The sequence below is a fragment of the Wolbachia endosymbiont (group B) of Episyrphus balteatus genome, assembly GCF_947250575.1.
In the GTDB taxonomy this organism is placed as follows: domain Bacteria; phylum Pseudomonadota; class Alphaproteobacteria; order Rickettsiales; family Anaplasmataceae; genus Wolbachia.
The window spans coordinates 1,185,737-1,211,485 of sequence record NZ_OX366325.1 but is presented as its reverse complement, the minus strand read 5'-3'; the positions used below and the strand labels follow the sequence as shown (position 1 = coordinate 1,211,485).

22 protein-coding genes are annotated in these 25,749 nt (G+C 33.7%); 13 read left to right on the top strand and 9 right to left on the bottom strand.

Translation table 11 applies throughout. The annotated features are described in order from the left end of the window. Positions 1 to 641 precede the first annotated feature (641 nt). Positions 642 to 1,964, top strand: a complete 1,323-nt coding sequence (gene miaB, locus OOL05_RS05785) for a tRNA (N6-isopentenyl adenosine(37)-C2)-methylthiotransferase MiaB (RefSeq protein ID WP_264730164.1) — start codon at positions 642 to 644, stop codon at positions 1,962 to 1,964. A gap of 64 nt (positions 1,965 to 2,028) precedes the next feature. Here miaB and OOL05_RS05780 read toward each other — a convergent pair whose 3' ends face one another. Next, the gene (locus OOL05_RS05780; RefSeq protein ID WP_010402600.1) at positions 2,029 to 2,262 is read right to left on the bottom strand and encodes a hypothetical protein; all 234 of its coding nucleotides are present in this window, start codon (positions 2,260 to 2,262) and stop codon (positions 2,029 to 2,031) included. Between the two features lie 138 nt (positions 2,263 to 2,400). On the opposite strand from OOL05_RS05780, the gene ileS reads away from it, so the two are divergent. Then, positions 2,401 to 5,571: an isoleucine--tRNA ligase gene (gene ileS / locus OOL05_RS05775; RefSeq protein WP_264730162.1), complete on the top strand. Its 3,171-nt coding sequence runs from the start codon at positions 2,401 to 2,403 to the stop codon at positions 5,569 to 5,571. Between the two features lie 44 nt (positions 5,572 to 5,615). After that, a complete protein-coding gene (locus OOL05_RS05770) occupies positions 5,616 to 8,447 on the top strand; it encodes a hypothetical protein (protein ID WP_264730161.1) in 2,832 nt (943 codons plus the stop codon). Here OOL05_RS05770 and pheT read toward each other — a convergent pair. Both pheT and OOL05_RS05760 read right to left on the bottom strand, forming a co-directional pair. Continuing rightward, positions 8,444 to 10,783: a phenylalanine--tRNA ligase subunit beta gene (gene pheT, locus OOL05_RS05765; protein ID WP_264730159.1), complete on the bottom strand. Its 2,340-nt coding sequence runs from the start codon at positions 10,781 to 10,783 to the stop codon at positions 8,444 to 8,446. The genes OOL05_RS05770 and pheT overlap by 4 nt on opposite strands. A 112-nt stretch (positions 10,784 to 10,895) precedes the next feature. Next, positions 10,896 to 11,165, bottom strand: coding sequence for a hypothetical protein (locus tag OOL05_RS05760; protein WP_010402566.1), 270 nt, complete (start codon positions 11,163 to 11,165; stop codon positions 10,896 to 10,898). A gap of 216 nt (positions 11,166 to 11,381) precedes the next feature. Here OOL05_RS05760 and OOL05_RS05755 point away from each other — a divergent pair, with 216 nt between their 5' ends. The 6 genes from OOL05_RS05755 to OOL05_RS05730 are packed head-to-tail and all read left to right on the top strand — an operon-like array spanning position 11,382 to position 15,927. Further along, on the top strand, positions 11,382 to 12,107 hold the full coding sequence (locus OOL05_RS05755) for a F0F1 ATP synthase subunit A (protein ID WP_064085861.1): 726 nt from the start codon (positions 11,382 to 11,384) through the stop codon (positions 12,105 to 12,107). A gap of 59 nt (positions 12,108 to 12,166) precedes the next feature. Continuing rightward, positions 12,167 to 12,394 carry a F0F1 ATP synthase subunit C gene (locus OOL05_RS05750; protein ID WP_006014985.1) on the top strand — a complete coding sequence of 76 codons (228 nt, stop codon included), beginning with the start codon at positions 12,167 to 12,169 and terminating at the stop codon, positions 12,392 to 12,394. A 3-nt stretch (positions 12,395 to 12,397) separates the two neighbouring features. Beyond that, entirely contained in the window at positions 12,398 to 12,877 is a 480-nt protein-coding gene (locus tag OOL05_RS05745; RefSeq protein ID WP_264730157.1) for a F0F1 ATP synthase subunit B family protein, read from the top strand. Between the two features lie 7 nt (positions 12,878 to 12,884). After that, complete coding sequence (locus OOL05_RS05740) at positions 12,885 to 13,361, top strand: F0F1 ATP synthase subunit B family protein (protein WP_010402542.1); 477 nt, start codon at positions 12,885 to 12,887, stop codon at positions 13,359 to 13,361. A gap of 5 nt (positions 13,362 to 13,366) precedes the next feature. Continuing rightward, entirely contained in the window at positions 13,367 to 14,956 is a 1,590-nt protein-coding gene (locus OOL05_RS05735; protein ID WP_264730155.1) for a glycosyltransferase family 2 protein, read from the top strand. After that, positions 14,938 to 15,927, top strand: coding sequence for a COX15/CtaA family protein (locus tag OOL05_RS05730; RefSeq protein ID WP_264730153.1), 990 nt, complete (start codon positions 14,938 to 14,940; stop codon positions 15,925 to 15,927). The genes OOL05_RS05735 and OOL05_RS05730 overlap by 19 nt, the downstream gene beginning before the upstream one ends. Here OOL05_RS05730 and OOL05_RS05725 read toward each other — a convergent pair. Further along, the gene (locus OOL05_RS05725; protein WP_264730151.1) at positions 15,910 to 17,889 is read right to left on the bottom strand and encodes an acetyl-CoA carboxylase biotin carboxylase subunit; all 1,980 of its coding nucleotides are present in this window, start codon (positions 17,887 to 17,889) and stop codon (positions 15,910 to 15,912) included. The two genes, OOL05_RS05730 and OOL05_RS05725, sit on opposite strands and share 18 nt — an antisense overlap. A 61-nt stretch (positions 17,890 to 17,950) precedes the next feature. After that, on the bottom strand, positions 17,951 to 18,622 hold the full coding sequence (locus tag OOL05_RS05720) for an ankyrin repeat domain-containing protein (protein WP_264730149.1): 672 nt from the start codon (positions 18,620 to 18,622) through the stop codon (positions 17,951 to 17,953). A 151-nt stretch (positions 18,623 to 18,773) separates the two neighbouring features. On the opposite strand from OOL05_RS05720, the gene gltX reads away from it, so the two are divergent. Next, positions 18,774 to 20,126 carry a glutamate--tRNA ligase gene (gene gltX, locus OOL05_RS05715; RefSeq protein WP_264730147.1) on the top strand — a complete coding sequence of 451 codons (1,353 nt, stop codon included), beginning with the start codon at positions 18,774 to 18,776 and terminating at the stop codon, positions 20,124 to 20,126. An 835-nt stretch (positions 20,127 to 20,961) separates the two neighbouring features. On the opposite strand, the gene OOL05_RS05710 is transcribed toward gltX, so the two are convergent. After that, positions 20,962 to 21,417 (bottom strand): Hsp20/alpha crystallin family protein, encoded by a 456-nt coding sequence (locus OOL05_RS05710; protein WP_017532141.1) that lies wholly within the window; start codon positions 21,415 to 21,417, stop codon positions 20,962 to 20,964. Between the two features lie 372 nt (positions 21,418 to 21,789). Between OOL05_RS05710 and OOL05_RS05705 the strand changes: the two genes are divergently transcribed. Beyond that, on the top strand, positions 21,790 to 22,497 hold the full coding sequence (locus tag OOL05_RS05705; RefSeq protein WP_010402508.1) for a pyridoxine 5'-phosphate synthase: 708 nt from the start codon (positions 21,790 to 21,792) through the stop codon (positions 22,495 to 22,497). 1 nt (position 22,498) lies between these two features. On the opposite strand, the gene OOL05_RS05700 is transcribed toward OOL05_RS05705, so the two are convergent. From OOL05_RS05700 to rplM, 3 genes are all read right to left on the bottom strand, one after another. Beyond that, a complete protein-coding gene (locus OOL05_RS05700; RefSeq protein WP_264730146.1) occupies positions 22,499 to 22,801 on the bottom strand; it encodes an HU family DNA-binding protein in 303 nt (100 codons plus the stop codon). Between the two features lie 145 nt (positions 22,802 to 22,946). Then, positions 22,947 to 23,396, bottom strand: coding sequence for a 30S ribosomal protein S9 (gene rpsI / locus OOL05_RS05695; protein WP_010402504.1), 450 nt, complete (start codon positions 23,394 to 23,396; stop codon positions 22,947 to 22,949). Then, the gene (rplM, locus tag OOL05_RS05690; RefSeq protein ID WP_006014941.1) at positions 23,396 to 23,854 is read right to left on the bottom strand and encodes a 50S ribosomal protein L13; all 459 of its coding nucleotides are present in this window, start codon (positions 23,852 to 23,854) and stop codon (positions 23,396 to 23,398) included. The genes rpsI and rplM overlap by 1 nt, the downstream gene beginning before the upstream one ends. Positions 23,855 to 23,973: 119 nt before the next feature. Between rplM and OOL05_RS05685 the strand changes: the two genes are divergently transcribed. Both OOL05_RS05685 and OOL05_RS05680 read left to right on the top strand, forming a co-directional pair. Beyond that, on the top strand, positions 23,974 to 25,197 hold the full coding sequence (locus OOL05_RS05685) for a TolC family protein (RefSeq protein ID WP_264375843.1): 1,224 nt from the start codon (positions 23,974 to 23,976) through the stop codon (positions 25,195 to 25,197). A 10-nt stretch (positions 25,198 to 25,207) separates the two neighbouring features. After that, the gene (locus tag OOL05_RS05680; protein WP_010402496.1) at positions 25,208 to 25,723 is read left to right on the top strand and encodes a PopZ family protein; all 516 of its coding nucleotides are present in this window, start codon (positions 25,208 to 25,210) and stop codon (positions 25,721 to 25,723) included. Positions 25,724 to 25,749: the final 26 nt, after the last annotated feature.

Genomic DNA, 25,749 nt, shown 5'->3' with positions numbered 1-25,749 from the left:
ACCAGAACTTTTACGCTTGTTCTATAATTGTGTTAGACTTCTGTATAACCTAAAGAAAGATATAGGAGAGTGTCACTCGAAAGGAATCACATTTATTTTGACAAAGAGCATCTGTAAAATCTGATACTTCTTCTTGCATAACATGCTCTTTAATTAGTATTATATCTATATTAGCATATAAGTGTGAATATTATATTAGTGTAATTACTTTTTGGTATACATAACAAATTTATGCCTGGAAACAGTTTTTGGTTACTCAAACCTTTTCTACCTTTATTTCATATTCTTTAAAGTATTTTTTGCACTTTCTTTATAAAAACCATAGGTACCAATCGGTTTTTAGCTTAAGAATAAAGGTTAAGTATCTGGAATTCTGGACATAAAATCCTCCTGAAAGATTAGAAAGAAAATGCAGCGCATATACAACAGAATTTGAACACGTGCTGAAGAAGATACACTACGTTTTTTTTGAAAAATTGACTGAAAAGTCTGCAGACGAAGATAGATTTTTGAGCTCTTAAAATACCTCTATTGTTAGAGTAAGGAAAGCGAGAAGGTTTGTCAAGCAATCTTTATTGGCTGTTGTACTAGAATTCAGTTTTTCGTATAATTTGCTAGAATTTGTGTGAAGAATTTTAAATATGAAAGGCCTATATATTAAAACTTACGGCTGTCAGATGAACGTTTATGACTCCATTTTAATGGAGAATATAGTTAAGCCTTTAGGGTTCAACGTTGTTAGTGATGCAGAACAAGCTGATTTGGTGATATTAAATACTTGTCATATTAGAGAAAAGGCAGCAGAAAAGCTTTACTCAGAGCTTGGAAGAATCCATTCATCACAAAAAAATAAGGAAATGACCATAGTGGTGGCTGGATGTGTAGCGCAAGCAGAGGGAGAAGAAGTGTTCAGAAGGGCTCCTTTTGTTGATATTGTTGTTGGTCCGCAGAGTATTTCTGCTTTACCGGAGTTAATAGTCAAAGCAAGCAGAAGTAAAGGTCATGTAATAAATACTGATTTTCCAGAAGTTGCGAAGTTTGATAAATTGCCAGATGAATGCTATGGCAATAGCCAGGGGTCTTCTGCGTTTCTTGCCATACAAGAAGGTTGTGATAAATTTTGTACGTTTTGTGTGGTACCATATACACGCGGGGCTGAGTATTCACGACCAGTAAATGAAATATTCCGTGAAACATTGAAGTTAGTTGCAAATGGGGCAAGGGAAATCAATTTGCTCGGTCAAAATGTTAATGCTTATCATGGAGAGTGCGAAGGAGAGGTGTGGGATTTAGGAAAATTAATTAGTCACATTGCTAAAATTGAAAAGCTAGAAAGAATCCGCTACACAACTTCTCATCCAAGAGATATGCACGAATCTCTCTACTTGGTACATGCGGAGGAATCAAAACTCATGCCGTTTGTTCACCTACCTGTGCAGTCAGGTTCGAATAAAATATTGCATGCAATGAATAGAAAACACACGGCAGAGGAATATTTGGGAATAATAGACAGATTGCGCAAATTGAAACCTGAAATTGAATTTTCTTCTGATTTTATCGTTGGCTTTCCTGGAGAAACTGAAAAAGATTTTGAAAAAACTATGAAATTAGTAGAAAAAATAAAATATGCTCAGGCTTATAGTTTTAAATATAGCCCAAGGCCAGGAACGTCAGGGGCGGAAAGAAAAGATCAAGTACCAGAAGAGGTTAAAACAGAGCGCCTTCTTCGTTTACAGGAATTAATTAGCAAGCAACAACTTGAATTTAATCAGAGTATGATAGGAAAAACTATTCCTGTTCTATTCAGTGATAAAAAAGGTAAACACCAAAATCAAATTATTGGTAAAAGCCCATACATGCAATCAGTATGCGTTGATGATCCTGACGATAAATACAAAGATAAAATAGTAAATGTAAGGATATTGGAAGCTCGGCAAAATAGTTTGTTGGGATGCGCTGCCTAATTAGAGAAAAGTGCTCCCATGGTCTCATGTAGAAGCACTTTGTGTGTTTTTATAAGTTTATAAGCTATCTAGATTTAATCCTTAAAGGACTACAACTCTCTGTTACGCAATCATATGAGACTTGATATAATAGATTTGCGGGATTTTTTTTCTTTTCCCACTGATAGTGTACTTTTTCAACCTTTCCAGAATTATTATATTCATAAGAAAGCGATCTCCAAATAACGCTGCTTTTACTATTATTTTTGTTAGCATCGTGAAATTTCTGATAAGGCCAACTGTTATTGTCTTTATTCATCTTTAACTTAAGTAAATAAGTCTGATTTATTAATATGCTGTATAATAATGTCAACACCTATCAATGTTTATAGAAACAGAGTTTTTGGATTTGTAATTTTCTGGAAAGCTCTATATTCTTTGATTTTATCCAGTTAAAATGAATATGAAGTATTATCCTGATACAAGCAGCAGTCCTGATTTTTCATTGCTAGAAAAGGAAATCATAAAATTTTGGCAGGAAAATAAAGTTTTTGAGCAGTCAGTCGAGAAACGTTCCAAGGATCATTGTTTTGTATTTTATGATGGGCCTCCGTTTGCAAATGGACTTCCGCATTACGGACACTTGCTTACTGGTTTTATAAAAGATGCATTTGCAAGATATCAAACTATGCTGCAAAAAAGGGTTGAACGCAGATTTGGTTGGGATTGCCATGGGCTACCGGCTGAGATGGGCGCGGAAAAGGAACTTAGAATATCTGGTAGAACTGAGATAGAGAAATTTGGCATTGAAAAATTCAATAATCATTGCCGTACTTCTGTGATGAAATTTTCATCAGAATGGGAGAAGTATGTAAATAGACAAGCAAGATGGGTAGATTTTCACAATGACTATAAGACTATGGATAAGTCATTCATGGAGTCGGTCATGTGGGCATTTAAGCAGCTTTATGATAAAGGTCTGGTGTATGAATCAATACGCGTTGTTCCCTATAGCTGGGCGTGCGAAACTCCACTCTCTAATTTTGAAACAAGGCTTGATAATGCATATAGAGAAAAAATTAGCAAAGCTGTAACTGTTGCTTTTGAACTTTTAGAAAATCCAAAGCAATTTAAACAAAAATGTAGATTACTTGCTTGGACTACAACGCCTTGGACGTTGCCGAGCAATCTTGCACTGGCAGTAGGGGAGGATATTGAGTATTGTATGGTGTTAGTAAATGGTGAAGTCTGCATCTTTGCTGAAAGTTATTTAGAGAAATTTGTCAGCCACTGTGAACAAAGCAATATTCAATATGAAAACTGTAATACAAAACTTAAAGCGAGTGATCTTGCAGGTCTTTCCTATAAACCACTGTTTGATTACTTTAAAGATACAAAGAATGCGTTCCGTGTTTTCATTGCTGATTATGTTACAGGAGAAGATGGTACTGGTGTTGTGCACACTGCTCCTGGATTTGGTGAAGAAGATTTTTACCTTTGCCAAAGCCATGATATTCGAGCTGTTTGTCCAGTTGATAACGCTGGAAAATTTACTACTGAAGTTTCAGATTTGGCAGGAGTTCATGTTTTTGATGCCAATGATACAGTAATCAAGAAATTAAAAAGGCAGGGGAGCTGGTTTAAAACTGAGCAATATATTCACAATTATCCACACTGCTGGAGAACTGACACTCCTTTAATCTACCGCACTATGCCTTCTTGGTATGTTGCTGTGACAAAGTTTAAGGGAAGAATGACAGAGCTAAATAAGAGAGTTAATTGGATGCCAAATCATATAAGAGATGGTCAATTTGGAAAATGGCTTGAAGGAGCGCACGACTGGTCTATTTCACGCAATCGATTCTGGGGTACTCCAATTCCTGTGTGGAAATCAGACGATGCAAAATATCCAAGAGTAGATGTGTATGGCTCAATAGCAGAACTAGAGCGAGACTTTAATGTTAAGATAGATGACTTGCACAGACCGTTTATCGATACTTTGACGAGACCAAATCCTGATGATCCAACAGGAAAATCAGTTATGCGTCGTGTGCCTGATGTGTTTGATTGTTGGTTTGAGTCTGGCTCGATGCCGTTCGCGCAAGTTCACTATCCGTTTGAAAATAAAGAATGGTTCGAGAAAAATTTCCCTGCGGATTTTATCACTGAATATATAGCACAAACAAGAGGATGGTTCTATACGCTTTTTGTGCTTTCCACTGCTTTATTTGACAGTGAGCCATTTAAGAACTGCATATGCCACGGTGTGGTTCTTGATGTGAAAGGGCAGAAATTATCCAAACGTCTGAATAATTATGCGGACCCAATGGAAGTGTTTGACAAATATGGTTCTGATGCGCTGCGTTTTCTTATGCTGTCTGGTTCCATTGTCTGCGGTGGTAATTTACTACTCGACAAAGAAGGAAATTTAGTGCGTGATGTTCTGAAAAACGTAATAAAACCTATTTGGAACAGTTATCACTTTTTCACTATGTATGCAAATGCAGATGGAATTAAAGCTGAGATTTGTAGGGATTATCAGAATACTATTGATTGCTACATGATTTCAAAATGTTTTGAAGCTGTGGAAGGTATGCGAGCTTCTATGAACAACTATAACTCTCAGGAAGCTTGCAAAATCTTGACAGATTTTTTTGAAGTGCTAAATAATTGGTATATTCGTCGCAGTCGCGAGCGTTTTTGGAAAAGTGACTTAGATCAAGATAAAACCGACGCTTATAATGTTCTGTACACAGTTTTTTATTACATACTACGGGCTGCAGCTCCTTTGTTGCCACTCATAACAGAGACTATATGGCAAGGGCTTAAGTACAAAGAAACATCTGTTCATTTGGCTGATTTTCCACAATCAGATAGATATGACAGTGAACTCATTGCCAAGATGGATTTGGTAAGGGAAATATGTAATGCTGCACTCTCTATTAGAAACATGTTTAACATACGTATAAGGCAGCCACTTGGTAGCATGACTATTTATCATAAGTCTTCCTGCAATTTTCTTGAAGATGAATATCAAGAGATGGTAAGAGATGAGGTGAATGTAAAAGCACTAGAAATAGTAAGTGAATTGAAAGAGGTTGCATCACTAGAGTTAAAATTAAATTTTCCTGTGCTTGGAAGAAAAGTTCCAGACAAAATCAAGAAACTAGTTCAATACGTTAAGGAAGGAAAGTGGAAGCAAGTTGAAAACGAACAGATATTTTTGGGAGATGAAACAGAGAGCTATACTATGGAAAAAGGTGAATATGAACTATTATTAAAAGCAAACAGTGAATATTCTGCTGTGTTTGATAATAACAAAGGAGTTGTTATTCTAAATACTGAATTAAATAATGAACTAATTCTAGAAGGGCTGGCAAGAGATATTGTGAGGCTTATTCAAGAAACTAGAAAACAAGCTGATTTTCATATATCAGATAGAATTAGAGTAACAATAAAAACAGAAGATGAGAAAGTTAAAGAGGCAATAAACAGGTGGGATGAGTATATAAAAGAGCAGACCCTTGCATTGTCTTTGGAGGTTAATGTGGAAATCGGAACCGACTTTTATTATAAGGAGTACCAAGATTTGATAATTGGTATTAAGTTAATAAAGTTGCAAAGTTAGTAATGTTTATGCTATACTTAAATTACTTTAAGTAGGGTGGTGATATGAATCAAGTTGTTGCAGATGGTCATAGAGAAGTTATTGATTTAAATAACAACAGTGATGGTTCAGGTGAAGTAAAATCTACTTCCGATGTTACTTCGGAAGAAGAAGAGGAGTTTTTTGATGCTATGGAAGATGTTTCTAATGTAGAAGAAGGGAATGATTTAGGTCTTGCTAATTCAGAAGAGGAAGAAGAGTTTTTTGATGCTGTAAGTAAGCAGGATTGGTTAATTAAACAAATAGCTGCTTTTAATGTTCCACTGAGTATATTTCATTATAAAGATTATAATTCTGAGTTTTTTACTTCCTGGTATAATATGTCAAGTGAAATATTTAAGGAAATAAACAGAGCTTGTCCAGAGAAGAAAGTATTAAATTTAGCTCTGTCAGTTTTAATGCTTCCTTATATTGCTTTTACTGCACTGGGGTTAGTCATATACAGTAGATTTAAAGCAAATAGCAAGACACAAGAAGGTGTAGTGAAAGATAAGACAAAAAAGAGTGAAACAGGTGTGCCAAAAAGATTGGCATATGGCGCTCTTGCTGCAATGGCAATTTTTGTTAATGTGACTGTGCTTGTAGCCTTAATCGTTCCTGCAACAGTTGCTTTGGCTACTTTTTATCTTTTAAATAGAGATTTATCTCACTCTTTAGTTACTGCTCTTAAAATAACTATGGGGCAGTATTCTAATAAGCACCAAAATATAGAGGTATCTTTTCATGAAATGGAGGTTTCTGAGTCAAGCATTGCATATGATATGGAAATAAAGTTTCCACCGCAATTTAAACAATTACTTAGAGATTTATGCGATAATGAAAATAATCAGTGGTTTAGTGTAACGCGGGATTCAGAGCGCAATATCGTACTGAAATTGTCAACTAACATCAATTTAAAAAATGGTCTTAAGCCCTTGCGTAATAAAATCAAGAGTGTGCTTGCAACTTCGATTCAAGAATGCGCAAGAACTATGGAAGAGCTGATGAAGCTAGAAAAGAAAGATATTACACATGATAAACTGAAGGAATTGTTGAACGAATTCAGGCTGAAAGTTGTAGATAGTATAGGCCATCAATTGACAACTCATTTGATAGAAAATGCTTATCAAGTTGCCTTCATACAAGCAATTAAGTTTCAGCAAAATAGACGGGGAGAAGATTTTTCACTGGAGGATGAGCTAAAAAATACTTTAGTGAAACAGAAATTAGACAGTCAAGGTAAGGAATTACCAAATGAGAAAGAGATGATAATAGGAGATATAAAAAAACTGAAAAATAAAGAGGCACTTGATTTAGCTGATGAAGATGATCGATTAGAAGCATTGGGAAAAGTAGGTGGGATAACAAGAGATATAAGTGATGATGCACTTCCTGTATTTAAAGCAGAGTGGGAACGACTTAAAGAAGAAGGGAAAATAGCTAAGAGTACAATCATTGATGTTTATAAGGATATATATCCTCAAGAAACGAAGAAAGCTCTAGATAACACTAAAAGAGAGATTGAGTGTTTAAAAAAAGAAGGACAGGAAAGATATATTAGGATACATGAAAAATTGAAAGCAATATATGATGAAGGAAAAAATAACTTAACAGACAATGATTTAAAAAGGAAATTAGAAGGTCTTTTTAAGTTCGAGTATGGTGATCAAGAAGTTGAGCGAAGGCTAGTAAAATCAGTAATGAGAAAAGCAAAGGGTGAGTTAAGCCTGTTAGGAATACTAAGCTTAATAGACCAGTTTCGAGATTTAGAAGAGGAGATAAAAGGTCCTTTGAATGGGGAAAGTTTAGAAGAAGCTTCAGGTAAAGTGAATGATTTTATAGCAAAGATGTATTTAGAAATAACGAAACGTAAAACGCAAGATTTGTTTAAAAGTCAAGCAAAGGGTATAGAGAATTCATGTAAGCTGTTAGAGGAAAAGGAGCCGGATTTAGTACAGAGGATTAATGTGCACCGAGTGAAAATTGCAGAATGCTTAGATCAACCTATATCGTTAAGAGAAGTAATAGAAGTAATAGAAGAAAGTGAGGATTTAAATAAGTACTTAGAAGATGAGCGAAAGAGAAAAGGAGAAAAGCATCCAAATACAAAGCTAATACAGAAGCACTTAGAAAATAACAAAGAAATTCTAAAAGCATTAGAACAGTTAAAATTAGAAAAAGAAGGATTGTTGATAAATGAAAAAACAAAAAATAATTATAGAGAAGAGCTAGAATCTCGTGAAAAAATAAAATTTGCAATAATAGAGGATGATTTACTGGAGGCGTTCGAGCATGAAATTTTTGATGAAGAAGCAATTAAGAAGTTGCTAGAGAAAGCAGAGCTTAGGTACTATTTGGCAGAAAAGTGCATAAAAAGTCCTGTAATTAAAATGAAAGATAATATCAAACACTTTTGTCAAGATTTATTGTCTCCTCTAGTAGATAGATTAGCAAATCTTATAATAAATAATGTACCAAAAGATAATGAGAGTGGTGTGTGGAGGATTTGGAACTCTCTCAAAGTTGGTTTTAATTATAATGTGATTGGATGGTCAGCTACTGTAAACAAAGATAATAGCACAGAAGGGAAAGCATTGAGTGTGGCACATGATACTAATAAGGAAGTAGAGACATTTCTTCAACATTTTCAATCAAGTTATGAAGAAATTAGAGTTTTTTTAGGTAATTTATTTTCTGATGATGGAACGACATTTAAAAATGATGTCTGGCCTAAAGTAGAAGAGCATTTGCATGGAATGTGGGATAGGTTTTTCAAGGATATTGAATTCAAGATAGGGAATAAATTGGATGAAGTAAACGTGACACAGCAAAATCAGGAAACGGCGATTACGGCTTAATAATGAGCTCTCAAAGTTCCTTCAGTATTTTCACACACTAAGTTTACTATCATATTTGATTCTTTTTGGATTTCCTCTTCAGTTAAAGTGTGAGTTGGAGAGCAGAAAGTAACTGAAAATGCTATAGACATCTTATTCGATTCTATATTGTTTCCATGATATACATCAAATATCAAAACTTCTGTGATGAGCTCTGAGCTTTTTTTCACCATATTGATTATACTGCCTGCTGCTACATCTTTATTTACAATAAATGCAAAGTCGCGTTTTACACTTTGATATTTATAATCGATAAATTTTTTTCTACTTATAGGTAAATTTTCGATATTTTCTAATATCAACTCAAAGCCTACAATTTTTTGTTTGATGTTAAAAAAATCCAATATACTCGGATGCAATTCTCCAAAATAACCAACTATTTTACTTCTAAAAGATAAGGAGCCTGATTTTCCTGGGTGATAATATTCTTTTTCTGCTCTCTCTATTGCTAAATTATCACAATTGACATTAAAAAGTTCCAAAGCTGTTATTAGGTCAGCCTTTGCGTCAAAAATATCTATTTTTCTATCAGTGTTATAGTGGTTTTTCGGCGAATTATTTCCTGATCTAATTCCACTTAAAACGTACTTAGATTGAGCTTCGTTATTATAAATTGGCCCAATTTCAAAAATTGCAAAATCAGGTGTACCATGGGCAGTATTATCTGCAGTAACTTTTAACAAATTTGGTATGATGCTTGGTCTCATTATATTGAAGTCATTATTAAATGGGTTGTCGATAATAAATAATTTATTCAAGTAACCAAACTTCTTAGCTGTTGATTCACTCATAAAAGACCAAGTTATCACTTCATGAAACCCTCTGCTTGTCATTAAAATGCGCAAATCATCTTGTGTCTCTTCTTCTACTGTAACGTCTTCTGCTAGTTGCTCTTCCTTTATTTTATCATAGCCGTATATTCTTACTACCTCTTCAACTAGGTCAGCAGGTATGGTTATGTCTGGTCTCCAGCTTGGTACTTGTATATTCCAATTACCTTCGGTTTTTTTATCGATACTAAACCCTAGCTTTGTTAAAATATCGAATACCTCATTAGGTGATGCAGATACACTTCCAAGTTTGTTTGCATTCTGATAATCAAAATTTATCTTGGTATAAGCCTTATTCAAATTGCCAGCAGACACTATGCTTGACACTTCTCCGCCACATAAATCCAAAATCATTTTGGCTGCAAGATTGAGTCCATCAAGGGTAAATTCAGGGTCAATTGAACGTGCAAATCTGTAACTTGAGTCTGTGGAGATGCCTAGCTGCCTTGAAGATTTAGTGATGGAGATGGGGTCAAACCAAGCAGACTCTAAAAAGATATCAGTAGTTTCAAGAGTGCATTCACTGTACTTACTTCCCATAATTCCAGCAATTGCCTGAACGTTTTTATCATCAGAAATAACGCTTATGTCTTTGTTCAATGAGTATTCTTTATCATTTAAACCAATAAATTTTTCTCCATCGTTTGCTTTACGTACTGTGAGCTCTCCTTCTATTTTTTTTGCATTATATGTATGCATTGGGCGATTAAAGGATATCATGATGTAATTAGTAATATCAACTATTGCAGAAATGGAGCGCATTCCTATCGATTCCAGACTATCTTTTAGCCATTTTGGACTCTCTTTATTTTTTACATTAGTGATATATACTCCACTAATAAAACTCTCCCCATCGATGACTTTGACGTTTATTAGTGAGTTCATAGAAGCGGTAAGTTGTGGAATGATTAAAGTCTTTAACGTTCCAATTCCAGTTGCTGCTAGATCACGTGCTATTCCATAAACACCTAAGCAATCTCCACGGTTTGGAGTGATGTTTATGTCAATTACAGGATCGCAATTGAAAAATTTATCTCCTGTTTTATAATCATCAGAAAGCTCGATTATTCCTTCACTTTCATCTTGAGTCAGCGAAAGCTCAGAGGCAGAGCAGAGCATCCCTTCACTTAGCACTCCTCTTATTTTTGTAGGCTTAATTGTAAAGTTGCTTTCTGGCAATGTGCTACCAAGAGATGCAAGTACAGTCTTCATGCCTTCTTTAACATTTTTTGCTCCGCAGACTATCTGCAGAACTTTACTTCCATCATTTACTCTACATAATTTTAATTTATCAGCATTTGGATGAGGTGCGACTTCTAATACTTCTGCAACAACAAACCCGGCCAATCTGGAATTGTCGATCACATTCTCTACTTCCAACCCTATGTGAGTTAATTTATCAGTAATTTCCTCTAAACTAGCATTGGTTTCTAAGTACTCTAATAACCAAGATAATGTGAACTTCATTTATTTAACAGAAAATAAAAAAGTTATTGTAATGTAAAATATAATGATTTTAAAGCTTGTTGTAGTGAGTAGCTTCTCTAATTGTAAAAAACGAAGGAGAAGCCTACTTTTTCTACAAAGAAAGAATTTTCTTTATATCACCTTTGCAGTCCATTTCCATGCAGAGTTGAATGTTCATATTGTGATCATCTATATGGAAATTATAAATGTAAGCATCACCAGTGAAATTTCCTATAACATCATGGCTTTCATTTAGCATTTCACCTGCCATGTGGAAAAGACCAGTGTCTGAGTTAGAAGAATAATCTGTAAACTTGATGTACCCGTTACCACATTCCTGTTCTAAATTTAAAGGTGGATTAGTAAAATCTATTTCGTTCATAATTGCCTCATATTAAAATTAAATTATAGTTAAAATAAGATGTTAAGTCAAGAATTTAGAATAAGATTGGTAGCTGACTATAATTTGCATTTTAATTGTATATTTTGTTAATATGTTAATGCTATAATAATACAGAGCTCCTTATATTAATTCTTGACTTTATTCTATAAAATTTATACTTTATTTACTGCTGCAGTTTAAGTATACAGGGTCAAAATGGCGTTAAATCCGCTAGAACAATTTAAAGTATATACAATAATAGAACTACCAAAATTATTTGGGTATGACATAAACTTTACCAACTCATCTCTTTTTATGATGATCTCGGTGATATTAATGGTACTGTTTTTGCTCCTTGGAATAAGAAAAGGTGCAGTAATACCAGGGTATTTGCAAGCTGCAGTTGAATATGTATATGATTTTGTTGTTTCAATAATAGAAAGTAACACTGGAAGCAAAGGTTTGGAGCACATTCCTTTGATATTTACAGTATTTATTTTCATTTTATCGTGTAATTTAGTTGGTGTTCTTCCTTATAGTTTCACAGTTACAAGTCATGTGATAGTTACCTTCGCTTTATCAATGGTGGTTTTTACTTATGTAACGATTGTTGGGTTTAAAGAAAGAGGAGTAGAATTTTTACGCATATTGCTACCAAAAGGAACTCCTTCGTGGCTTGCACCTATAATCATCATTATTAAATTATTTGCTTATTTAGTAAGACCGATTAGTTTATCAATAAGGCTTGCAGCAAATATGATTGCGGGTCATACAATCATCAAAGTGATAGCAGGATTCGTCATAAATATGAACATATTTTTTACACCTGCACCTTTTTTGTTTATAATTGCACTAATAGGATTTGAAGTATTTGTTGCAGTTTTGCAAGCTTATATATTTACTATATTAACATGTGTATATTTGTCAGATGCAGTAAAGTAATTGACTTCCTTGCAGAATATTTTACAATTATATTATAAAGAAATAGTTAAAGGTAATATATGGATTTAGTGGCTTTAAAATTTATAGCAATTGGTTTGGCTGTATTTGGAATGCTCGGTGCTGGTTTAGGTATAGCTAATATCTTCTCTGCTATGTTAAATGGGATTGCGAGAAATCCTGAGTCAGAAGGTAAAATGAAAAGTTACGTTTATATTGGTGCTGCCATGGTTGAAATCATGGGGTTGCTTGCGTTTGTACTTGCAATGTTATTAATATTTGCTGCTTAACAGATGCCACAGCTTGATGTTTCAACTTTCTCTTCTCAAATTTTTTGGTTTTTGATTTTTTTCTCTTCACTTTTTTTTGTAGTAAGTTGTTTATTCTTACCAAAGTTAGATGAAATAATAAACACTAGGAGTAAAGCAGTATTAGATTCTTTTAATAGTTCTATTCACCTTTTAAGACTTGCAGAAGAGCAGATTGCCAAGTATGATGCAGCTTTAAACCAAGCTAAAGTACGGGCAAAAAAAATCATAGATGATGCACTTGCTCAGGTGGAAGAAATGAGAGCGAGTGTTAAGAATATATTAGAAGAGGAAGACAAAAAAATAGTCAAGCTTGTTGAAGAAAGAGTGGCGAAATTTAAATCTAAGCATATTAGTGAGTTAAAACAAATGGCTACTAGTATTGCTTTAATTTACTACACTAAGTTAACTAATTCTGAAATTGAAGAGGAATTTGTTGCTGACTTGGTGTCCAAAGAATTTTAGGGTTTTTATGTCTACATTACTAGTTATAAGCCTTGCTTTTTTAGTAGGTTTTATCCTCTCATATAAATTGCTAAGGAAGGTAATAAAAAACGCGCTTAACAATAAACGTAACAAAAGCAAGTTTTCAAGTGAAGAAACTGAAAAATTTAGAAAAGATATGTTGGAGTATTACAAAAAATCTTCTGAAAAATACAAAAAATTAGATGCAGAAGTTAACAAAATGATGAATGAAGCACTTGATAAGGCTAATAGTATTATTAAGCATAATAGACAGCAACTCGATCAAACGTTAGATGAAAATTCCCATTCTAATTTGAAGAAAGTTACTGACCAAGTTGAAAAAGCTCTTGGGGATTTACAAGCTAACACAGCGAGTATAGCTGCTGATGCTGTAAAAAAAATAATGCATGAACGTAAAGATGATAAGCGTAGTAGTGAGGTTATATCTTCGTTTTCACGTGACTTGAGCAAAAAGTTGCATTAAGTTTAATGCCTGTACTTCAAACTGATAATGTAGAAAAAATTAAATTTGATTCTAGTTTATGCAAAGAACAAGAGAAACTTTTCTACTATAGGTTTAATATAATTCCTTGGCAAAAATTAAATGATACTACTTTTTTTATGGTTGAAGACATAAGCCAAGATATCAACCTTTGGGTCGAATCTCATTACGGTATTGAATATGTATTGATAAAAGTAGATAGCAAACAGATTTTAAATCTTCTTAACTCACACTTTGGTATTTCAGAATTCGCAAGTAACTACTTATATTATAAGAATCCTAATTTTTCAGCTAAAAGCATTAGGCTCAGTTCAATCTTTTTTTCCTCTTTCTTTGTTATGATTTCGACTTTAACACTGACAAAAAAATATGCATATTTTGCTTTGGTGTTGATATTTATAATCGGATGTTCTAGTTCTTTATTCAAATTTGTAACTAAAATTTTTGGCTTGCGTAAAATTTCTAACCAAAAAGCAGATTATGATAAGATGAATGAACCTATATATACTATTTTATTGCCTGCTTTTAAAGAGAATGCGGTTATAAAGCAATTGATTAAGAGCATTGAAAGTTTGGATTATCCAAAATCAAAATTAGATGTAAAGCTTGTGATAGAGAGCGATGATCAAGAAATGTTGGCAGCTATAGAAAAATGCACTTTACCACAGTATTTTGAAGTAATAAAAGTGCCTCATTCTCTGCCTAGAACAAAAGCTAAGTCATGCAATTATGCTATGAGCTTTGCTAGAGGAAAGTATGTGGTAATATATGATGCAGATGACAAGCCAGATCCGTTGCAGTTAAAAAAAGCACTAATTGAATTTAATAAGGGCGACGAAAAGTTGGCTTGTGTACAGGCGAAATTAAATTACTATAACTTTGGTTGCAATTTTCTTACAAAATTATTTTCTCTCGAGTATATGAGCTGGTTTCAATATTTTTTGCCTGGATTTCAAAAAATGAACATGCCAATACCTTTGGGTGGTAGCAGTAACCATTTTTCAGTGGAAATTTTAAAGAAAGTGCTTTTTTGGGATGCTTACAATGTCACTGAAGACGCTGACCTTGGTTTGAGACTTGCGCAAATGGGATATAAAACCAGGATTATTGATTCAGAAACATTGGAAGAATCACCAACTACTGTGTTTGCTTGGATCAAACAAAGAGCACGCTGGATTAAAGGTTATATGCAAACTTATATCGTTCATTTAAAAAATATAAAATTACTTTTTAAGCACACTGGGCTTAAGGGAGTTTTGCTATTAAACCTTTTTGTTGGTTCCTCAGCTTTTATATTTTTCACGACTCCTTTTTTGTTACTTTCATTGGTGCTGACTCAAATTTTGAATGAATTATTCTTATATTATTTTATAATAGTATACGGTATTAACTTGATTTTTTTGATAATAGCTATCAGACAACAAAAAATGCCTTTTTATTTTTATATAGTATCAATATTTTTTCCCGTCTATAGTCTACTACATAGCGTTGCAGCTTTTCTCGCTTTGTGGGAATTTGTTATTCACCCTCAGCAATGGAATAAAACTCAGCATGGATTATGGAAGCAAAACCTGTAGCTATTTGGCTTTTTCTCTGCTCTCTCATGGTGATTTGCATGGTGGGAATTGGTGGATTTACCAGACTTTCAAAAGCAGGATTGTCAATCACGGAATGGAAACCAATTACCGGAACATTGCCACCGCTGAGTGAACAAGACTGGCTAAAAGAAAAATCAAAATATGAAGCTACACCTGAATATAAAGCATTTAATTATGGTATGAGTATGGAAGAATTCCGCACCATATACTTAATAGAATACGTGCATAGACTAATTGCAAGGCTGACAGGTTTAGTTTTTATCTTACCATTTATATACTTTACACTAAAAAAAAGAATACCTAAAAATGCAGTAATAAGGTTATCTACAGCACTATTATTTGGAATTTTACAAGCTTTTGCTGGTTGGTATATGGTAAAAAGCGGTTTGGTAGTCAATCCTCATGTTAGTCACTATAAGCTTGCACTTCACTTACTGCTTGCGTTGGTTATCTTTGCATTATTGTCGTATCAATTTTTTGATTACCAAATCAAACCAAGGCAAACTAAACTTAAGGTTAGTACATGTTACATATGGATAATTTTAATCCTAGTGACAGTACAAATAATCTTCGGTGCATTTGTTGCAGGGCTAAATGCTGGTTTAATTTACAATACCTTTCCACTGATGGATGGACAAATTGTTCCAGAAGATTTATTTTTCTTACAGCCTACATGGCTCAATATCTTTGAAAATAGAGTAACAGTGCAATTCATACACCGGGCATTGGCATTGCTGATATTAGTTCTGACAGCAATACTCACAATAAAAAATGCTAGTGTAAAACCAGCATATATTATGCTACTCTCCGTCATTATTCAGGTAATTTTAGGAGTAGTCACTTTGTTCCTGCATATACCAATGGCCATTGCCATAGCCCATCAAATGTTTTCATTTATCTTATTTGGGTCAGGTTTATATTTCTTGTGTTATTTAAGAAAGCAGATCTAATACCAAATCACCAGCCTGTACATTTTTCCCCTCTGTAACAGGGATATTTTTTATCACCATTTCTGATTCAGCACATATGATATTTTCCATTTTCATTGCCTCCACAACAAAGAGAGGTTGTCCTATTTCTACCTGATCTCCAGCATTTACGTGTAATTTAACTAATAAACCAGATATTGGAGATTTCACAGTGTCTACTGAAATCCCTTCTGTTTTGTTGTTTAGCATTAATTTGCTTAGTTTAGCTACATGAGGTTTCAATACACAACATTTAGCTTTCATACCTGCGTGTCTTATAAAGTATTTGCTGCCTTGCCTTTCTATTTTAAGTGCTATGTTGTTATCATCATTAATTGTTATATATAGCAATCTGTAACTTGATTTCCACTTACCCACCACGGAGTATTTATTGTGGTTATATACTGTTGTTAATGTGTTATCTTGATATTTTGCATTTACGGAGTACTCATTATCGTCTATTTTCACTATGAATGCTTCATCTATTGACTTACTGTAATACTTTCCCTCATTTTCTAAGTGAACATACAGTGCAGCAAAAATAAATATTTTAATATATTCCTCTGTGATAAAATCGCCTTGAAACCCACTGGGATAATGGTCTGGAATGAATCTTGTGTGAAGCTTTGCTGCAATAAAATTTGGATTATGGAAGATGGATTCTAGAAATTCTATGTTGTTTGTTACTTCCCCTATATAGCACTCAGACAAAGCTTTTTGCATTCTGCTGATTGCTTCTATTCTATCTTTTCCATATGTTATAACTTTTGCAATCATCGAATCGTAGAACATGCTGATTTCTGAACCGCTAGCTACTCCATCATCTATTCTTACATAATTATTTTCATCCGGTTTATCGTAATATTTTATTCTTCCGCTGGAAGGGAAAAATTTCTTTGATGGATCTTCAGCGCAAATTCTGCTTTCTATTGCAGAACCAGTAAGTTTAATATCATCCTGATTGAATCTCAATTTTTCTCCACAGGAAGTTCTAATCATTTCTTCTACTATGTCTATTCCAGTTATAAATTCTGTTACTGGATGCTCAACTTGTAATCTCGTATTTACCTCAAGAAAATAGAAGTTTTGGTCTTTATCTACAACAAACTCGACAGTACCTGCTGAAAAATAACCAACTTGCTTTGCCAAAGAAACACATTGGGCATACATTTTTTGTCTTACTTCTTCACTAATAAATGGACTTGGAGTTTCTTCCATTATTTTCTGGTTATTCCTTTGTATCGAGCATTCCCTCTCTCCAAGACACACTATATTGCCATATTTATCTGCTATGATTTGTATTTCAATGTGTCTTGGCAGCTCTATATATTTCTCTATAAAAATACTGCCATCTTTAAAACTTTTCTCCGCCTCATTTGTTGCTGATGTAAATGCTAGTTCAATTTCTTTTTTGGAATGTACAATTCGCATTCCTTTGCCACCACCACCTGATGCAGCTTTGAGCATAACGGGAAAACCAATCTCTTCAGCAACCATGGATGCGTGGTCAGCATCTTCGATCTTACCCATATATCCTGGCACTACATTTACTCCAGCTTTTCTTGCCTCTTCTTTTGCTGTTATTTTATTGGCTGTAACTTCTATTGTTTCTGCACTTGGACCAATGAAATCTATGTTATGTTTTTCCAGAGCACGGGGAAAATCTGGATTTTCTGCTAAAAACCCATAGCCAGGATGAACTGCCTCAGCACCTGTTTCAACTGCCACCTCGCATATTTTTTCAATATTTAAATAACTCAGGCAAGAAGGTGAAGGACCAATGTACTTCGACTCATCTGCTTGCCTTACATGCACAGAATTTACATCTGCATCTGAATATACGCATACACAAGATATGCCCATCTTGTGCGCAGTTTTGATTATTCTGCAGGCAATCTCCCCTCTGTTCGCTACTAAAATCTTACTATACTTCTTTCTTATCATCTTATCAGTATACTTTCTTAAGTTAAGAAAGTAAATTTCTATATTACTACCTGCAAATACTTCACACTGGGGCTAAACCACCCTCTAAAAGTTGCATAACATTAGGATCTGTCACTATAGTACTTTCGTTATAGAGGCCATATACCTCGTTACATGCCTTAAATAACAGATATGAAGACCCTCCAGAAGCTATTGTCGCTATTGAAGCCAATGCAAGAGATTGAGAAGCCGAAAATAGAAGATACAAAGATACACACATAGCGGTAGCACACACTATAGCTCCTACTATATATAAGCATATATGAAACTTCTTATTACATATAAAGCCACATTTTATATCTGCAATTTGCTTAACTTCCTTCTGCTCTGAAGGATCCAAGAAGTAAAGAGGTGATACTGCCTTATTATCCTTAATATAGCTTTTATCGAGGAGTGCTTCCTTAATATATTTCTTGTTATTCTTAAATTCCTTTTCTAATCTTTTTACTTTTTCCCAATCTTTAGCTTCTTTTGCTTTCTTGACTTTGCTCTCAGTATCTTCTTCTAAATACTTTATGATCTCCTGTAACGCAGATAATAGAAACCCTTTACTTGCTGCTATATGAAATGGGTTTCCATTTTCATCAATTCTATGCTTAGCTACACAAGCAACTCTTTTCTTGCAAGCTTCAATAAATTTATTTTCATCCTCTTTTGTTACAACTCCTCTTGCAATTTCAAATAAATTATCCATATATACACCTCACTGCATTCACTAATATTAAATTATACAATGCAGTTTGTTAAAAATAAATGTAAATTGATCTTTCAAATTTACTATAGTTCCACGTTGTTGCAAGTACAAATTTTAGTTATCATCGGTTACGTTATCACAATAGACAAATATGCCAGGTATAGTCACTAGATTCGCTCCATCACCAACAGGATTTTTACATATTGGAGGAGCTCGTACTGCGTTATTTAATTGGCTCTATGCGCAGCGTCATGGTGGGGAGTTTTTGCTAAGGATTGAAGACACTGACAGAAAACGTTCAACACAAGAAGCAATTGATGCAATAATGGATGGGCTAAAATGGCTTGGAATAAACTATGATGGAGAAATAATATACCAATCGAGAAGAATAGCTAGACATATTGAAGTTGCAAATCTTTTAGTTGAAAAGGGTAGGGCGTATCACTGTTACTGCCCTGAAGATGAAGTTGCAGAAAAGAAGGCAAGAGCAAGAGAAGAAGGAAAAATATATAAGCATAAGTGTACTCATTCGACATCAAGCGAAAACCCTGTTGTCCGTTTCAAAGTGCCAGACTCAGAAGATATTGTTGTTGACGATAAAATATACGGCCAAGTTACAATAAGTAGCGATCAGCTTGATGACATAGTAATCTTGCGCTCTGACAATACTCCAACATATATTTTTGCTGTAGTGGTTGATGACCATGATGCCGGAATAACCGATATTATACGTGGCTCTGATCATCTCACTAATACCTTCAAGCAATTACTAATATATCAGGCTCTTGATTTTGATGTCCCACGCTTTGCACATGTACCGCTAATTCATGGAGAAGACGGGAATAAGTTATCTAAAAGACATGGGGCTACAAGTGTTTGCGATTATGAAAAGATGGGAATATTGCCACAGGCAATGCGTAATTACTTGCTAAGACTTGGCTGGAGTCATGGCAACGATGAGATTATTAGCGATGAGCAAGCAATAGAGTGGTTTAATTTAGAAAGCATCGGTCGTTCACCTGCACGGCTCGATTTCAAAAAACTGGAGCATTTAAATAATCATTATATTAGTAATATGAGCAATGAAGATATTCTGACTCTAATGCTTAGAGAAAATACTCTAACTGACAAAAAAAAGGGCTATTTACTGCAGGGACTGACAGAGCTGAAAAAAAGAGCAAACTATCTGACCGAATTATTGGACTTAGCAAAATTTTATATTCAAGTTGATTTTAGTGAAGAAGCTCAGCAAATTGTCAAATCTAACCTCAATGTAATTAAGTTACTTGCATCATTTCTTTCGAGTGTAGGTAGTGAAGATTGGAATAAGAATTTTTTATCTTCTCAGATTAAGGAATTTTCAAAATTACATAATATAAAAATGAGCGATATATACCACTCATTACGCGCCCCAATAACTGGAATAATGGATGCGCCTGGAATCATCGATATCATGGTAATTCTTGGTAAAGATGAGTGTATAAAAAGATTGCAAGCAATTTAAATAAAAAATTGCTTGACAGACTCTAGTAGCTTCATTATAGTGGAGAATGAAGATTTTTTAGGATCCAAAATCTATCTTCACCTGCAGGTTTTTTCACCAAATAATCAAATTTCAGCAAAAAATATATAAGTTTATTTTTGCTAGCTCTTTATTCATATAGGAGGGTTTATGTCTAGAATTCCTGATACTTGACTTTTATTTTTAAGTTAAAAAAACAATTGGCGCCTATGGTTTTCACATTAAATCATTTTAAATTGTTAAAGTTAATACGGGCTTTTTTTGCCTTTTTTTATTGGTATTTTTTTCATATTTTATTATATCATTATACTGTGGTACCATATAGACTTCAGTTTCATGATAAGGGGAGCAGGCTCCGTCTCAGCTATGGAATTAAAAAATGACTATGCATAAGATCTAATGGTGTGTCTAATCTATAGATAATTTTTTGTATTGCTAAGTTAATATTTTACATATCTGTTCAGCAAAGTGGCAAAAAAGACAAGTAAATGAGTATCATGAAAGTAGCTTACACGTAGCTGTAGGAATATTCATTTTTTAAGGTAAATTACACAGCAAATATTGTCATTCAAGTACTGTAATTCCAGCTTCTATAATGTCATGCCAGTGCTCGACACTGGCATCGAGCAAAATTTATCACAAACAAGACAACATTTTCAATTAAAAAATCAGTGTCTGGGTGCTAAGATGACACCTTCATAAGGGAGCCAGCATCAGCTACTTTCATGACACTCATTTAGTTGTCTTTTTTGCCACTTTGCTGAACAGATATTAAAATAGCAAGCCTCAAGGTCAGAAGCCTGCTATTACTTACTGGTTACTTTACATCAATTTTCTTGATGTGTTTCTCTGACTTAGGTATGGTTACATGCAATACTCCATCTAAAAAGTTGGCAGATACCTTATCTTGCTCTACATTTGTTGGAAGTTGAATAGATCTATAGAAAGAACCATAGTACCTTTCTTTATGGTAAAACTGCTTATCTTTTGATTCATTATTACATGTTTTTTCACCCTTCACTATTAAGTTATCGCCAGATATACTAATGTCTATGCTTTCTTTAGGAATACCTGGTAACTCTAATGATAGGCAATAGCTTTCCTTTGTTTCATAAAAATCACAAACTGGTAGTAGACTACTGCCTCTTTTGGAAAGCTCTGGGTTCCATCCTGTAAAAAAGCTATCAAATATGTCATCAACGGCTCTTTGTAACCCTCTTACACTAAAATTATCACGATTATTGTTTTTATTTAAATGAACTATATTACTCATGTTGTACCTCCTTTTACTAATACATGCATTACATAATCACTCCACTTATTAATTTCAATCCTAAATCTAAAATTTTTTAGATGCGAAAAATTTTCCCCGTTTACTATAACTTGATTATGAGAAAAAATCTTGTTTGGATTACCACGAGTAGTTCTATAAACTAGATTAACTGTAAAAAAGGGCAAGTGTATGCAAATTTATTACTTCTCTTTCCACTTCCACAATCAAACAATTTTGAATGTTTCTTATTTGACTTGCCAATAATGAGAATTGGTATAACTGCTAGCTCCGTCTTTCAGCTATGGCATTAAACAATGACATGCATAAGATCTAATAATATGTATAATTTATAAATAATTTTTGAGGTAAATTGTGAAATTGGGCGTTAATATTGATCACGTTGCAACCCTTCGCAACGCACGTGGAGCTTCTTATCCAGATCCATTAAAAGCAGCAAAAATAGCTATTGATGCTGGAGCAGATTTTATCACCGTACACTTACGAGAAGACAGAAGGCATATCAGAGATGAGGATGTATTCAATCTAAAACAAAACATTAGCACTGAGTTAAATCTTGAAATCGCAGCTACGGAAGAAATGCTCAAAATAGCAAAAGAAGTAAAACCCTATTCGATTTGTATAGTACCAGAAAAAAGAGAAGAATTAACAACCGAAGGTGGCCTGAATATCGTGAATATGCACAGTAAACTTTCTGGTATAATAGAGGAAATGCATAGCTTTGACATAAAAGTCTCACTGTTTATCGATCCAAATATTAATCAACTAAAATATCTTGAGAAGCTAGAAAGAAAGCCTGACATAATAGAAATTCACACAGGGGATTACTGTGATAATCCATCAGAAGAAAAATTAAAACTTATTACTAACTCTGCAGAATACATTAATAAGCTAGGAATAGAATGCCACGCAGGGCATGGCATAAATTATAAACATGCTAAAAGAATAAAAGAGATACCTCACATCTCAGCTCTTAATATAGGCCATTCTTTAATCAGCGAGGCTATATTTCATGGCTTACATAGTGTAACTAAAAAGATGAAAATGACAATATCTAAGTAGCTTATACTTTCTCTTTGGTATTTAAAGTACTTGAAAGAGCTTGACTTGCTTTAAACCTTACTCTTTTCTTTTCAGGAACGGTCATAATCTCACCATTTTGAGGATTACGGCATTGTCTTTCCTTACTTATAGCAGTAGAGAGTGTCCCTATTCCATGCAAACGTATTTCACCTTTACGATTTAGATCGTTCTTGATTGTTTCCATAAAAATATCATGAAGCTTACCCAAACTAGCTTTTGTTATATCTATACCTTGACTAGAGCACTCTTGACTCAGTTGGTTTACTATATCTTCTTTACTCATAAATTACCTTAATATTGAAAAATTACATAAACAGCATATTATGCTAATGCCAATAGTCAACTAAATTCGTCATAAAAAGAGAAAATGTCATAAACCCTTGTAAGAACTTGTATAATATTTACAAAAAAATACCATTATGAAACAATTATCTCTTAGAAAACTGACATTTTTTCCGAGCTTTATGTTGACCATATTTCTTACGCTCAACAACACGTGAATCTCTAGTTAGGAATCCACCCTTACGTAATATAGAGTGTAGATCTTGACTTATACTACTTAAAGCTCTGCTTATTCCATGAGCTAAGGCACCTGCTTGGCCAGATAGTCCTCCACCTTTTACAGTTGCAAACACATCATACCTGTCTAACATAGAAGTTACTATGAATGGCGCTTTAATCATTTGACACACTGATTCTCTTTTAAAATAAGAAATTAAATCATCTTTTTTATTAACACTAAATTTTCCACTTCCTGGCTTTATCCATACTCTTGCTACAGATTCTTTCCTTCGACCTGTGGCATATGAACGACCAAGTGAGTCAATCATTGCCTTTTTTGGCTGATCATTATTATTTATTTTCACTTTTTGCTCCATTATTTCTTATTTTTACGATTTAAAGAGGCAAAATCTATTTTTTCAGGTTGCTGTCCTTGATGCTTATGTTCTGAACCAGAATAAACATACAAATTTTCAAACCGTCTACGTGCCATAGGACCATCATCAAGCATTCTTTTTACTGCCATTTTTATCACACGCTCAGGGAATTTGCCATTTAAAATATTATCTGGAGTAGTTTTCTTTAAACCACCAGAATAACCTGTATGCCTATAGTAGATTTTATCTTTAAGTTTCTTTCCGGTAAAATGTACCTTTTCTGCATTAACAATAATTACATTATCTCCACAATCCATATGAGGTGTGTATTCAGGCTTATGCTTTCCACGCAATAGCGCTGCTACAAACGCTGCAAGCCTTCCTACTACTAATCCTTCTGCATCTATAACAAGCCATTTTTTATCGACTTGTTTCTCTTTTAAGAAAAAAGTTTTCATATATCAATACATAACAGTAGATTATGATATACTAAGTTGCTTGATAGTGTCAACAACATTAGTTATTGATTATTAAAGTAATTTATGCTAATAACTTTAATAATATGCTAGAAAGCAAAATGTTTCGATTGATTATTATATTTGTAATCGCTTTTAGTGCTATAGATTGCTATGCAATCGATTTGGAAGAGGCTATAAGCAAAGCTATCAAAAATAGCTCAAAAATAAAGTCTCAATTTTACCAATATAAAAGCGCAGAAAAATATTATAAATCTTCTGGGTTAGCTGGATTTTTACCTGACATTAATTTACAATATAATTTCGATAGTAGTTTTAGCCTGGAAAACTCTGGAAAGCATCTAATATTAAGTCAAAGAATAATAGATGGTGGTGGCACCTTTGCTACATTCAGTCGATCAAGTAATCTTCTCAAAGCAGCAAAAATGCAATTTCAGCAGTCAAAACAAGAGCTTGCACTTAATGCTGTGAAAGCATATGTTAATGTTTTACAAAAGGTAGAAATATTAAAACTGAGAGAACATAGAGAACGCGTTTCTTTAGAACATTTGTCAGCTATGAAAAAACGCTTTTCCCTTGGAGAAGTTACTAATGCTGAAGTTTTGCTAGCAAAAGCAAAATTTTCGTCTTCTATATCCGAAAGAGTTGATGCTGAAGGTAAATTAAAATTGGCAAATATTGCTTATTATCATTTGATTGGCGAAGATGCTGATGAACTTTCTGAAGCTAATGATAAACTACCTTCTGTCCCAGAGCTAAATGAATGTTTACAATTAGCAAAAACCAATAATTTATCTCTAAAAGCAGCAGTTTATCAAAAAAGAGCAGCCGGAATGGAAGTGATCGCTGAAAGTTCCAAGTGGCTTCCTTCTTTAAATCTAAGAGCAAACAAAAATTTTGGGAAAGATGGTGTAAAATTAGACAAGCTATTAGAAAATGTTCATATAGTTTTTACTCTTGATGTTCCAATCTTTAAAAAAGGAGCGAATGCTTTTGGTGTCAGTAAAGCTAAAATGGATGCAAAAAAATCTACCTACGATTATTATGAAACGGTAAAAAATATAGAAGAAGCAGTTGTAAATGCTTGGAATAACGTGCTGACAGCAAAAGCTATTATTAAAGCAAGTCAAGAAGCGGAAAAAGCAGCAGCTTTAGCATTGGAAGGAGTTAAGCAAGAGGTAAACTTAAGTTTAAAGAGTACATCTGACCTTTTGGACACTGAAGATGCATTATTTAAAGCACGCTCCGATCTGGTTGGAGCAAAAAGCAATTATGTAATTAGTGTTTACAACTTGCTTTTTATGATAAATAGTATAAACCTTTAAATTTAATGGTATGAGCGATAATCAATCTGTAAAAGATATCCTAGAAGATATAAAAAAAGCTATATCGGGTAAAAATGCAAGTGTTGATAAAGCAGAAGTAATCGATGAAGATGATGATGTACTATGCCTTGAAGAGGAGTACCCAGAAGACATCGAAGAAAAAGAAAATAGTGAAGAAGAGAATGATTGTCAAAGTGAGAAAATGAATAACCAATTTAATAGTTACAACTCAGAAGAGAAAAATTTGTATGATAATATCCAAATGAGTAATAACAAAGTGAGCTATCAAGAACAAAGTAACGAGCATTTAGTTTTAAAAGAAAATATGGAGGAAATTAAAACATTGCTTGAAAAGATGCAAAGCGAACTACGGCATAAACAACAAAAAAGAGCGGATCTTACTGTTGAAGAATTAGTTGTATCTCTTTTAAAACCTCAGCTTTCAGAGTGGCTGAATAAGTATCTACATGCATTGGTAAAAGAAGTAGTTGAAAAAGAGCTCAAAGATATAATCAATAATAAGTAGGTTATTAGTATAAAGACCAGAGTAAA

Bases quoted from the DNA above. Each gene is read 5' to 3' on its own strand.
- OOL05_RS05680 (WP_010402496.1), top strand. From the start codon at position 25,208: ATGAGCGATAATCAATCTGTAAAAGATATCCTAGAAGATATAAAAAAA.
- OOL05_RS05770 (WP_264730161.1), top strand. From the start codon at position 5,616: ATGAATCAAGTTGTTGCAGATGGTCATAGAGAAGTTATTGATTTAAAT.
- OOL05_RS05745 (WP_264730157.1), top strand. From the start codon at position 12,398: ATGCCACAGCTTGATGTTTCAACTTTCTCTTCTCAAATTTTTTGGTTT.
- OOL05_RS05725 (WP_264730151.1), bottom strand. From the start codon at position 17,889: ATGATAAGAAAGAAGTATAGTAAGATTTTAGTAGCGAACAGAGGGGAG.
- OOL05_RS05780 (WP_010402600.1), bottom strand. From the start codon at position 2,262: ATGAATAAAGACAATAACAGTTGGCCTTATCAGAAATTTCACGATGCT.
- rpsI (WP_010402504.1), bottom strand. From the start codon at position 23,396: ATGGAGCAAAAAGTGAAAATAAATAATAATGATCAGCCAAAAAAGGCA.
- OOL05_RS05685 (WP_264375843.1), top strand. From the start codon at position 23,974: ATGTTTCGATTGATTATTATATTTGTAATCGCTTTTAGTGCTATAGAT.
- OOL05_RS05760 (WP_010402566.1), bottom strand. From the start codon at position 11,165: ATGAACGAAATAGATTTTACTAATCCACCTTTAAATTTAGAACAGGAA.
- OOL05_RS05710 (WP_017532141.1), bottom strand. From the start codon at position 21,417: ATGAGTAATATAGTTCATTTAAATAAAAACAATAATCGTGATAATTTT.
- OOL05_RS05755 (WP_064085861.1), top strand. From the start codon at position 11,382: ATGGCGTTAAATCCGCTAGAACAATTTAAAGTATATACAATAATAGAA.
- OOL05_RS05700 (WP_264730146.1), bottom strand. From the start codon at position 22,801: ATGAGTAAAGAAGATATAGTAAACCAACTGAGTCAAGAGTGCTCTAGT.
- OOL05_RS05740 (WP_010402542.1), top strand. From the start codon at position 12,885: ATGTCTACATTACTAGTTATAAGCCTTGCTTTTTTAGTAGGTTTTATC.
- OOL05_RS05735 (WP_264730155.1), top strand. From the start codon at position 13,367: ATGCCTGTACTTCAAACTGATAATGTAGAAAAAATTAAATTTGATTCT.
- OOL05_RS05730 (WP_264730153.1), top strand. From the start codon at position 14,938: ATGGAAGCAAAACCTGTAGCTATTTGGCTTTTTCTCTGCTCTCTCATG.
- miaB (WP_264730164.1), top strand. From the start codon at position 642: ATGAAAGGCCTATATATTAAAACTTACGGCTGTCAGATGAACGTTTAT.
- OOL05_RS05750 (WP_006014985.1), top strand. From the start codon at position 12,167: ATGGATTTAGTGGCTTTAAAATTTATAGCAATTGGTTTGGCTGTATTT.
- rplM (WP_006014941.1), bottom strand. From the start codon at position 23,854: ATGAAAACTTTTTTCTTAAAAGAGAAACAAGTCGATAAAAAATGGCTT.
- gltX (WP_264730147.1), top strand. From the start codon at position 18,774: ATGCCAGGTATAGTCACTAGATTCGCTCCATCACCAACAGGATTTTTA.
- pheT (WP_264730159.1), bottom strand. From the start codon at position 10,783: ATGAAGTTCACATTATCTTGGTTATTAGAGTACTTAGAAACCAATGCT.
- ileS (WP_264730162.1), top strand. From the start codon at position 2,401: ATGAATATGAAGTATTATCCTGATACAAGCAGCAGTCCTGATTTTTCA.
- OOL05_RS05720 (WP_264730149.1), bottom strand. From the start codon at position 18,622: ATGGATAATTTATTTGAAATTGCAAGAGGAGTTGTAACAAAAGAGGAT.